The sequence below is a fragment of the Blastococcus sp. SYSU D01042 genome, from assembly GCF_054050515.1.
Genome location: NZ_JBJGZM010000013.1, coordinates 43,236 through 51,878 on the forward strand (window position 1 = coordinate 43,236; position 8,643 = coordinate 51,878).

General features: G+C 75.1%; 9 protein-coding genes. 6 read left to right on the forward strand and 3 right to left on the reverse strand.

Annotated elements, in window-relative coordinates:
* Positions 1 to 50: 50 nt before the first annotated feature.
* Entirely contained in the window at positions 51 to 461 is a 411-nt protein-coding gene (locus ACI79H_RS18850; RefSeq protein ID WP_456555956.1) for a DUF4345 family protein, read from the reverse strand.
* A gap of 41 nt (positions 462 to 502) precedes the next feature.
* Positions 503 to 1,294 (reverse strand): DUF2470 domain-containing protein, encoded by a 792-nt coding sequence (locus ACI79H_RS18855; protein WP_456555957.1) that lies wholly within the window; start codon positions 1,292 to 1,294, stop codon positions 503 to 505.
* A gap of 63 nt (positions 1,295 to 1,357) precedes the next feature.
* Here ACI79H_RS18855 and rpsD point away from each other — a divergent pair, with 63 nt between their 5' ends.
* The 3 genes from rpsD (at position 1,358) to ACI79H_RS18870 (ending at position 4,272) form a co-directional block, all read left to right on the forward strand.
* Positions 1,358 to 1,960, forward strand: coding sequence for a 30S ribosomal protein S4 (gene rpsD, locus ACI79H_RS18860; RefSeq protein ID WP_456555958.1), 603 nt, complete (start codon positions 1,358 to 1,360; stop codon positions 1,958 to 1,960).
* A gap of 226 nt (positions 1,961 to 2,186) precedes the next feature.
* Positions 2,187 to 2,591, forward strand: coding sequence for a hypothetical protein (locus ACI79H_RS18865; protein ID WP_456555959.1), 405 nt, complete (start codon positions 2,187 to 2,189; stop codon positions 2,589 to 2,591).
* Between the two features lie 61 nt (positions 2,592 to 2,652).
* Positions 2,653 to 4,272 (forward strand): signal peptidase I, encoded by a 1,620-nt coding sequence (locus ACI79H_RS18870; protein ID WP_456555960.1) that lies wholly within the window; start codon positions 2,653 to 2,655, stop codon positions 4,270 to 4,272.
* Between the two features lie 23 nt (positions 4,273 to 4,295).
* On the opposite strand, the gene ACI79H_RS18875 is transcribed toward ACI79H_RS18870, so the two are convergent.
* On the reverse strand, positions 4,296 to 5,129 hold the full coding sequence (locus ACI79H_RS18875; RefSeq protein ID WP_456555961.1) for a histidinol-phosphatase HisJ family protein: 834 nt from the start codon (positions 5,127 to 5,129) through the stop codon (positions 4,296 to 4,298).
* 79 nt (positions 5,130 to 5,208) lie between these two features.
* On the opposite strand from ACI79H_RS18875, the gene ACI79H_RS18880 reads away from it, so the two are divergent.
* From ACI79H_RS18880 to ACI79H_RS18890, 3 genes are all read left to right on the forward strand, one after another.
* Positions 5,209 to 7,425, forward strand: a complete 2,217-nt coding sequence (locus ACI79H_RS18880; RefSeq protein ID WP_456555962.1) for a DEAD/DEAH box helicase — start codon at positions 5,209 to 5,211, stop codon at positions 7,423 to 7,425.
* A 103-nt stretch (positions 7,426 to 7,528) separates the two neighbouring features.
* Positions 7,529 to 7,738 carry a hypothetical protein gene (locus ACI79H_RS18885; RefSeq protein WP_456555963.1) on the forward strand — a complete coding sequence of 70 codons (210 nt, stop codon included), beginning with the start codon at positions 7,529 to 7,531 and terminating at the stop codon, positions 7,736 to 7,738.
* Positions 7,739 to 7,795: 57 nt separating this feature from the next.
* The gene (locus ACI79H_RS18890; RefSeq protein ID WP_456555964.1) at positions 7,796 to 8,422 is read left to right on the forward strand and encodes an alpha-ketoglutarate-dependent dioxygenase AlkB; all 627 of its coding nucleotides are present in this window, start codon (positions 7,796 to 7,798) and stop codon (positions 8,420 to 8,422) included.
* The last annotated feature ends 221 nt before the right edge of the window (positions 8,423 to 8,643 follow it).

The following is an 8,643-nucleotide window of genomic DNA, read 5'->3' on the forward strand; positions in this document are numbered from 1 at the left end:
GCGGGCGACGCGCATCGTCGCACCACCCGGGGACGGCGCCCCGGGCGGTCCTACCGCCCGCGCGAGCGGGTGGCGACCCGGTGCTGCCAGGCCACCAGCGCCGGCGGACCCAGCAGCTCCAGCGCGGTGGCCCCGAGGACGACGGGGTGCGGCCGGCCGGTCCTCCGCCACGCGAGGAGGCGGGCGGCGCCGCCGAGGAGCAGCGCGCCGGAGACGCCCCGCAGCAGCGGGCCCTGCTGCTCGACCCGGGGCAGCGTCGACCAGATCAGCGGCGCCGCCGCGGCGTAGACGGCGTGCGCGTAGCGGTACTCGCTCTCCACCTCGGCGCTCGCCGGACCGCCCGCGCCGGGCAGCGAGGCGGGCCCGAGGAGCGCGCCGGCCAGGCCCGACGCCAGGGGGATGGCGGCGAGTGCGCCCAGGGTGATCTGCAGGCCGCGGCGGCCGCCGTCGGAGGAGGTCATCGCAGGACCGTCGCACAGGGCCGCCGGAGCGACCACCGGGTTCAGTCGAGCGCGCAGCTGAGCAGGCAGCCGACGGCGGCGGCGAACTCCGCGCTGCTGGTCAGCGGCTCGGAGAACGCCACGCGCACGTCGTAGCCCCCGCGCGGCGACTCCACCCGGAAGCGGACGCCGAAGCGGTCGAGACCCAGCAGGCGGACGTCGTCCCGCCGGCCGGCCCACGCCTGAACCCGGACCCGCAGCCGGGCCAGCGTCTGCGACTCCGCCGTCAGGAGGTCGGCCTCGGCGGCGGTGACCGGGTCGGGAGCGGCCGCGACGAAGTCCTCCGGCTCGATGTGGTCGACCGCCTGCGCCTCGTGCAGCACCACGTCGGCGACGTCGAGCCGCAGCAGCGTGGCGGTCAGCCCTACCTCGAACAAGGCGTCACAGGGGCAGCCCTCGGCGAAGGCCAGCACGGCGGCCGGGACCTCGTCGGCCGGCACCGGGCTCAGCCAGCCGGCGAGCTCCACCAGCGCCCGGATCGGCCGGCGCAGGGCGGACGGCCCGCGGTCGGTGACGGTCAGCCGGGCGGGGAGGTCGCCCACGGGGGAGTCCCGCAGGGCGCGCAGCAGCGGGCCGGAAGTGGGGACGACGACCAGCGTGGCGCCGTCGGCGGTGGTGGTCGCCGCCAGCGCGGGCGTCGTCCCCGTCCCGAGGACGTGCAGCGCGGCCGAGGGCCGGGCCGCGACGGTGCGGGCCCGCTCGGCCGCCGAGGGCTGGCCGCCTGCGGCCGGTGGCGCGGTGACCGGTGCCGGGATGCCGGCGCGGAACCGGCCCGGCGTGGATCCAGCCGTCATGGGAGCACCTCGAAGCTTCCGGGAGTGTGGGTAAGGTGAGCCTAACCAAAGACGGAGGACCACGTGAACACTCCCCGGCCCAAGATCCGGATCAGCCGGGCGCTCGGCATCCCGCTCACCCCCAAGGCGGTCGCCTACTTCGAGCGCCGCCCTTACCCGCCGGGCGAGCACGGCCGCAAGCGCCGCAAGGACAGCGACTACTCCACCCGGCTCAAGGAGAAGCAGCGACTGCGGGCGCAGTACGACATCAGCGAGACGCAGCTGCGCGCCGCCTTCGACCGCGCCCGGCGCACGGGCGGCAAGACCGGTGAGGCGCTGATCCAGGACCTCGAGTCGCGGCTGGACGCCACGGTGCTGCGCGCCGGGTTCGCCCGCACGATCTACCAGGCGCGCCAGTTCGTGACCCACCAGCACGTGCTGGTCAACGGCGCGCGCGTGGACCGGCCGTCCTACCGGCTCAAGCCCGGCGACTTCGTGCAGATCGCGGAGAAGTCGCGCACGAAGGAGCCCTTCCTCGTCGCCGCCTCCGGCGCGCACGCCGAGCCCCCCACGTACCTCGAGGTCCGGCTGGCCGACCTGGCGGCGCGCTACGAGCGGACGCCGTCACGTGAGGAGGTCCCGGTGATCTGCGAGGAGCAGCTGGTCGTGGAGTACTACTCGCGCTGACCACTCCGCGAGATCTGCACACTCGGGGCATTCAGGGCGCTGAAGTGCCCGAGTGTGCAGATCTCGCGGCCGTTCTCACCGGGGCTCCGGTTTTCTCCTGGGACAGGAGTTGAGTCCGCGCCCGGGCTGCCGAAAGTGCCTGCGTCAAGGATGACGGCGCAGCCATCGCGGAACGGACGACGGATCGTCCGGAGCGGGTCTGGGCCACGAGAGAACGGACACTCCCATGCGCCTGACGCGCGTTCTGCTCGCCGGTGCCGCGGTCGCCGCTGCCGGCGTCGCCACCTCCGCCTTCACCGCCGGCAACGACGTCCAGGACACCGTCGCCGGTTACGGGGACGCCGAGGTCACGGGCGCCACCACGACCAACATCGACTACGTGCTGGACCCGGTCGACAAGTCCGAGGTCACCTCGATCGACTTCGACGTCACGGAGAACTTCGACGCGGCCGTCGTCCAGGGCCTCAAGGCGTACGTGCAGCTCCAGGAGGCGGACGGCGACCCCGTCGGCACCGCGCAGCTCTGCACCATCCTCCCCTTCGAGACCGACCACACGCCGATCAACTGCCCGCTGCCCGCGGACACCAAGATCGCCAGCTTCGACGGCATCGCCCTCACGGTGGCCGAGTAGTCCTTCGCACGTGAGCGCGGCAGGCGTCGTGAGGCGCCTGCCCGCCCAGCCGGAAGCGAGCATGAACGCCGCAGCCAGAGCCGCCAGCACCAGCGCCGTCGCCGCGCTGGTGCTGGCGGCTGCCTGGTTGTTCTGGCCCGCGCAGCTCGGCGGCTCCACCACGTACGTCACCACGCACGGCGTGAGCATGGAGCCGGGCTTCTCCACCGGTGACCTGGCGGTGCTCCGGCCCGCCGGCTCCTACGAGGTCGGCGACGTCGTCGCCTACCGATCGGAGGCGCTGGACACCGTCGTCATGCACCGGATCGTCGCCGTCGAGGGCGACCGGTTCGTGCTGCAGGGCGACAACAACGACTGGCTCGACGAGGACCGCCCCACCTCCGACCAGGTGATGGGCAAGCTCTTCCGCCAGGTCCCGCAGGGCGGCAAGGCGCTGGCCGCGATCGCCTCGCCCTGGGCGCTGTCCCTCGTCCTCGTCCTCGCCCTGGGGCTGTTCACCACCAGCCGCCGCACGCGGAAGGGCCGTCCTGCCCCCCGCCACCGCGCGGCCCGACCGGCGCCCCGCGCGCTGCCCGCCCTCTCCATGCCCACGCGCGCGCAGGCCCGCCAGGTCGCGATCGCCTCCGGCGCCGTGGCGCTGCTGGCGGCGGCCGGCGGTGCCGTGCTGCTCGCGCTGCCCTCGACCGAGACCGAGGCCCGGTCGCGGACCGTCGCCCAGGAGGGACGGTTCTCCTACGCCGGCGACGCCGAGGCGGGGACGACGTACCCGACCGGCGCCGTCACGACCGGCGACCCGATCTACACCAGGCTCGCCGACGCGGTGACGGTCTCCTTCGCCCACGAGCTCAGCGCCCCGGGCCTCGACGCCGTCGACGGCACCGTCCGGCTCGACCTCACCGTCGCCACGGCCGACGGCTGGAGCGCTCCGCTCGGCAGCAGCCCCGCCGTCCCCGTCCAGGACGGCGCGGTCACGGCGGCCGCCGAGATCGAGCCCACCCTCGCCGCCTCCCTCGTCGGCCGGCACAACACCGAGATCGGCGGCAGCGCCGGCTCCGCCAGCATCCTGGTCACGCCCGTCGTCGCGGTGACCGGGACGGTGCAGGGCCGGCCGTTCACGGCGGGGGAGCTGGCCCCGCTCACCTTCACGATGGACACGGTGGCGCTGCGGCCGCCCGCCACCGAGGCCGCCTTCGCGCCCACCGCCTCCGTCCCGGTCTCCGTCGACGCGGTGGTGGCGCGGTCGTTCACCGTGCTCGGCGTGGACCTGCCGATCGGGGCGGCCCGGCTCCTCGCCGGGGTCGTCCTGGTCCTGGCCGCCGTCGTCGCCGCCGTCACGGGCTGGCTCGGCCGGCCGCGCACCGGCGACGCCGCCGACGCGTTCGCCGTCCGCAACGCCGCGCGGATCCTGCCGGTGGCCGGCCTCACGCCGGGCCGCAGCGTCGTCGACGTCTCCGACGCAGCCGCGCTGCGCCGCGTCGCCGAGCGGGTCGACGGCCTGGTGCTGCACCACGCCGGCCCGGAGGGGCAGACCTTCGCCGTCCAGGACAACGAGACGACCTACCGGTTCGTCTTCCCCGACACCGCGATCACCCGGACGCCGCTGCCCCCGCCGCCCCCGGCCGTGCGCCGGGCGGTGCCGGTGCAGGTGCCGGTGACCGCGCCGCTGCCCCGCATCGCCTGAGCCGAGGCGCTGGGACCCGCCGGTCAGCGCCGCCAGAAGTCGAAGCGGTCGCGACCGGGACGGAAGCCCGCCGCCTCCACCACGTCGACGGCGAGGTCGAACTTCTGCCCCACGGCCGACGGCGTGTGCGCGTCGCTGCCGAAGCTGACCGCCTCCCCGCCCTCCTCGAAGAACCAGCGCATCTGGTCGGCCGAGGCCAGCGGGCTGCTGGTGTTGATCTCCAGTGCCCGCCCGGAGCGGGCCAGCGCGCGGAAGACGGCCCGGTACTCCTCCTCGTAGTCCTTCTCGACGAAGCGGTGCGTCCCCCCGGGCCAGTACCGGCGCGGGAAGTCGACGTGCGCGAGCACCTGGAAGACGGCGCTGCTCTCGATCATGTCCACCAGCTCGCCGAGGTACCGGCGCATGGTGCCGTCGTCGTCCTCCCAGAGCAGGTGGCCGACGCCGTAGAGCTTCCCCTCGTGGGCCAGCGAGTGCAGCGAGCCCAGGATCCGGTCGACCGGCGCCTGGCGCAGGTAGGAGGCGACGCTGCTGCCGAACAGGTGCGGCTCGCCGGTCTCGACGCCGGACAGGATGCGCAGCTCCGGGAACCGGCCGCGCACGTCCTCGAGCTCGGCGAAGTAGCCGTCCACGTCGATCTCCGCGTGCCGGGACGCATGCCTCTCCACCAGGCCCTCGTCGGTCGCCCGGTCGTCGGGGTCCCAGACGGTGAAGTCCAGGTGCTCGGTGAAGGCGATCGCCGGCAGCCCCAGCTGCACGGCCTTCTCGCAGGCCGTGCGCATCGTCGAGGAGTCGGCGGTGTCCCAGGACCAGTGCGTGTGCACGTGGTTGTCCGGCGGTCGCTGCCCCTGGTGTGCCATCGCCTGTGGATTCTCCACTCCCGTCCACAGCTCCCGCTCGCCGGTCGGTCCTGTCACCCGCGGTGCCTACTGTCGGGGCATGACGACCGCGGCACCGACGTCCGAGATCGCCGACGAGGCGCTGGCCGTGCTCCGCGAGCTCACCGGCCGGCCGGGCGCGGTCTTCCGCGAGGGGCAGGACGCCGCCGTCTCGGCGCTGGTCGAGCGCTCGCAGCGGGCGCTGGTCGTGCAGCGCACCGGCTGGGGCAAGTCGGCGGTCTACTTCGTGTCCACCGCGCTGCTCCGCCGGCGGGGCAAGGGCCCGACGCTGCTGGTCTCCCCGCTGCTCGCCCTCATGCGGGACCAGGTGGCGGCCGCGGCCCGGGCGGGCATCCGCGCGGTCGAGATCTCCAGCGCCAACATGACCGAGTGGGACGACATCGCCGCCCGCCTCGCGGCCGACGACGTCGACGTCCTGCTCGTCTCGCCCGAGCGCCTCACCAACCCCCGGTTCCGCGAGGAGCAGCTGCCCGGCCTCGTCGCCCGCTGCGGCCTCGTGGTCGTCGACGAGGCGCACTGCGTCTCCGACTGGGGCCACGACTTCCGCCCCGACTACCGCCGCATCCGCGACCTGCTCGGCACGCTGCCCGCCGGCACGCCGGTGCTGGCGACGACCGCCACCGCCAACGAGCGCGTGGTCGACGACGTCGCCGAACAGCTGGGCTCCGGCGGCGTGGAGGTGACCACCGTCCGGGGCCCGCTGTCCCGGGACTCGCTGCGGCTGGGTGTGCTCCGGCTCCCCTCGGACCGCGCCCGGCTCGCCTGGCTGGCCGCCCGGATCGGCGACCTCCCGGGCAGCGGCATCGTCTACACGCTCACCGTCGCCGCGGCGGAGGAGACCGCCGCGCTGCTGCGCGACGCCGGGCACGAGGTGCGCGCCTACACCGGCCGGCTGGACGACGCCGACCGAAAGGACGCCGAGGAGGCCCTGCGGGAGAACCGGGTCAAGGCGCTGGTCGCCACCTCGGCCCTCGGCATGGGCTTCGACAAGCCCGACCTCGGGTTCGTCGTCCACCTGGGGGCGCCGTCGTCGCCGGTGAGCTACTACCAGCAGGTGGGTCGTGCCGGTCGTGCCGTCGAGCACGCCGACGTGCTGCTGCTCCCCGGTCCGGAGGACATCGCGATCTGGCAGTGGTTCGCCACCTCCTCCATGCCGCGGGAGGACCACGCCGCCGCGGTGCTGACCGCCATGGCCGACGGCAAGGCCTGGTCGGTGGCCCGGCTCGAGACGGTGGCCGACGTGCGCCGCTCCCGCCTGGAGCTGCTGCTGAAGGTGCTGGCCGTCGACGGCGCGGTCGAGCGGGTACAGGGCGGCTGGCGCTCGACCGGCCGGCCCTGGGTCTACGACGCCGACCGGTACGGCCGGGTCACCCGCACCCGTGAGGCCGAGCAGCGGGCGATGCTGGCCTACGCCCGCCCGGTCGGGGAGGCCGAGTGCCGGATGGCGTTCCTCCAGTCCGCCCTCGACGACCCGACCGCGGTCCCCTGCGGCCGCTGCGACGTGTGCGCCGGGCCCTGGTACTCCACCGACGTGCCGGAGGCGGCCGCGGAGGCCGCCTCGGCGGCGCTCGACCGGCCCGGCGTGGAGCTGGCTCCGCGGGCGCAGTGGCCCACCGGCGCGGACCGGCTGGGCGTCGACGTGAAGGGCAAGATCGCCGCCGGTGAGCAGCTGGAGCCCGGCCGGGCCGTCGCCCGGCTCACCGACCTCGGCTGGGGGCAGCGCCTGCGCAGCCTCCTCGGCGACGACGGCGTGGGCGGGTTCGTCGACCTCGAGGCGCCCGGGATCGAGGAGGACCCGGACGCCGCCTTCGACGTCCCGCTGCAGCACCCGCTCTCCGACGTGCCCCCGGACGAGGAACTCCTCCGTGCGTGCGCGCGGGTGCTCGCCGCGTGGGACTGGGTGCAGCGGCCCGTGGCGGTGGTCGCCGTCCCCTCCCGGCGCCGGCCGCGCCTGGTGACCGGGGTCGCCCAGGGCCTGGCCCGCATGGGCCGGCTGGACTACCTCGGCGAGCTCTCGCTGGCCCACGGGGGGCCGACCGGTCAGCCCGGCGGGAACAGCGCCTTCCGGCTGGCCGCCGTGTGGGACCGCATCGTCGTGGGCCCCGAGCTGCGCGAGCGGCTGGCGTCCGTGGCGGGTCCGGTGCTGCTGGTCGACGACCTGGCCGACTCGCGCTGGACGATGACCGTGGCCGGCCGCGAGCTGCGCCGGGCTGGAGCGCCGGCCGTGCTGCCCTTCGCGCTCGCGCTCACCGCCTGAGGAGGCACGCGGTCCTTTGGACCCTGGTCCTCCGGCGGAGGGCGACGTTCCATCGATGCTCCCGAAGCCACCCGGGGACCGCCCCTCCGCCGGGGAGTGCACCGTGGACCGATCCGACGAGCTCCTCGAGGAGCCCCTGTACCTGCACGGCGCCTTCGTCCGCCGGTGGGACCAGCTCGCCCGGCTGCCCCGCCCCGACGCCGCCGTGCCGGATCGTCCGGTCCGGCGGGGGTGGCCGCGCCTCCGGGCAGCCGTGCCGGCGCCCCGCATGCCGCAGACGCTGCGCTGGGCCCGCGAACCGGCCGACGACTGAGCTGTCCACAGCTTTTCGCACACATGTGCGAAACCTCGGAGTAGCGTGCCGCAGGTGATGCTCGCGCACCAGCCCTCCATGTGGGACGTCGCCGAGGAGGCCGCCCTCACCCCGTTGGCCGGCCGCGTCGAGCGGCACGTGCTGAGCGCCGGAGCCTGGGTCGACCACCTGCCCGGGTGGGTCACCGGCTCCGACGAGGTGCTCGAGGTGCTGCTCGGCGACATCGGCTGGCGCGAGGACCGCCGGCAGATGTACGAGCGCGAGGTGACCGTCCCGCGGCTGCTGCGCTGGTACGGCGCCGGCGAGACCTTGCCCCACCCGCTCCTCACGCAGGCGCGCACGGCGCTGGACGAGCACTACCGGCCCGAACTCGGCGAGCCCTTCGTCTCCGCGGGCATGTGCCTGTACCGCGACGGCCGCGACAGCGTCGCCTGGCACGGCGACCGGCTGGGCCGCGGCCGCGCGGGCGACACGATGGTCGCGATCGTCTCCTTCGGTTCGCCCCGGCCGCTGCTGCTCCGTCCCGTCGGCGGGGGAGAGAGCCTGCGCTTCCCCCTGGGGCACGGCGACCTGGTCGTCATGGGCGGCTCCTGCCAGCGCACGTGGGAGCACTGCATCCCGAAGACGGCCAAGCCGGTGGGACCCCGCGTCAGCGTCCAGTTCCGGCCACGCGGCGTCGCCTGAGAAGCCCGGGATCCCGGGCTCTCCTGGCCGGCGCAGGTCGGCCCTGAGGCCCGGGGGGACCCCCCCCTGCAGACACCCCTGGAGGGCGTGTACTGTTCTCCATGCGCCGCGCGGACCTGAGGGTCTGCCGGACCGGGACCCGCCGCTGGCGGGGGCAACGGAAACCGGCGTAGTGTTGGACATCCAGCCAGGGACGACGCCCGTGAGGGTCGAGTGTCTGC